The 1,566-nt window shown below is 47.8% G+C and carries 2 protein-coding genes; both read right to left on the bottom strand.

The genetic code is table 11. The annotated features are described in order from the left end of the window. Nucleotides 1-1,027, bottom strand: a 1,027-nt coding sequence (locus VN105_RS25725) for a FecR family protein (RefSeq protein ID WP_325645642.1), incomplete at its 3' end; no start/stop codon positions are given. Nucleotides 1,028-1,118: 91 nt separating this feature from the next. After that, on the bottom strand, nt 1,119-1,566 hold a 448-nt coding region (locus VN105_RS25720), incomplete at its 5' end, for a sigma-70 family RNA polymerase sigma factor (protein WP_325645640.1).

The raw sequence follows: 1,566 nt of genomic DNA, 5'->3' as shown, positions 1-1,566 counted from the left end.
ACTGCAAGGCATCCAGCGCTTTCAGGATGGTTTCACTTTCAAAGGTGCCGGAATACCGGTAATGCTTCACGGTTTCATCTGCAAAGGTGACCCGGATGCCATACCATTTTTCCAGCTTCCCTGCGATTGACTCCAGCGGCTCGTTTTCAATTTCCAGGCGGTTCCTTACCCAGGCAATTTCCCGGGCTTTATGATTCACCGGGTCTGCATCCAGCGGCACTATTTTAAACGGTGTAGCCCGTGTGGGCAATGTAACTGCGTTCGTTGTCAGTTTCTGATTGGGTTGTAATATGATCTTTTCTTCCCGTTTATCGGCCAGCGTAACTTCTACCTTGCCTTTAAACAAGGCGGTTTCCGCTTCATGGCTGCCGGCATAGGCGCTTACGTTAAAAACGGTGCCTAATACCTTAATATCAAAAGCAGCAGTATGTACTATAAAAGGGTACTGCGCGTGTTGTGTTACATCAAAAAAGGCTTCGCCTGTAAGGGTGAGCTTCCTGTTGGCTTCATTAAACCCGGCGGCCAGTTCCACCGAGCTGTTCTTCCGCAGAACAATGGAGGAGCCATCCGGCAGCACTACTGTTTTGCGGGGATCGTTACCTGCATTGATTACAATACTTGTTTTGGGAGATGTAATATCCGCCGGGGTGTTATGTTGGCTGAACAGGTAAATGGCGCCTGCCAGCATTACTATACCCGCCAATACGGCGGCATACTTAAATAATGAGCTGATTCTTTTGCCGGATGAAGCAATAGTTTGTTCCGGCTGCTCCTCCAGGGCCATATGAAGCAGATCATACCGGGCAATACCGTCTTTCAGATGTTTGAGCTGTTCCAGGCGGCTCCCCTGGCGGGCAGACAGTACCCCGATCATATACCGGGCTTCCTGTACAGCAGCGGCTTTTTCAGGATGGCGGGCTATCCAACCCTCCCAAAATAATATGTCGGTGTCGTTCTCTTCCAGGCAATAGCGCTGGAAAGATTCATCACATGCAAAATCGGCGGCTTCGAAATCCTGGAAATTCATGTAGGTAATGCCTTTGATTATACAGACGGCAAAACCGGCCGTTTTTCCTAAGGATTTTAATAATTTTTTTCAGGGAGATGGGAAACGCCCGTTACTTCAGCATTTTCCTTAATGATTTAATAGCATCATAGATGGTATTGTAAGCCGTTTTCACCGTTTGGGAAGTTTGCGCAGCGATTTGTTCGTACGACATCCCTTCAAAAAATTTCAGCCGTATCAGCTCTATCTGCCGGGGAGTAAGCGCCTTCAGGGCCTGTTGCAGCCGCTGTTTTAATTCTTCATCCTGTTGTACCTGTATAATAATTTCTTCATAAGATAATTCGCTCTCCGCTTCTTTATCGGTCATACGATGAATGGCAGCATGGATCTTCGACTGGTAGGCCAACTGATCCAGCAGCTGTCTTTTCAGGGCGGTAAACAAATAGGCAGGTACATTGGTTACTGCGGGCAGGCCCTGGTGCCGGGTCCACAGCTGTAAAAACAACTGGGTAATACAATCTTTTACCAGTTCATCGCTGCCGCATATTTTTAATCCAAAC

The organism is Chitinophaga sp. (assembly GCF_035564935.1).
Lineage (GTDB): Bacteria > Bacteroidota > Bacteroidia > Chitinophagales > Chitinophagaceae > Chitinophaga.
The sequence above is the reverse complement of the archived record's forward strand: the minus strand, read 5'-3'. Positions and strand labels throughout refer to the sequence as shown.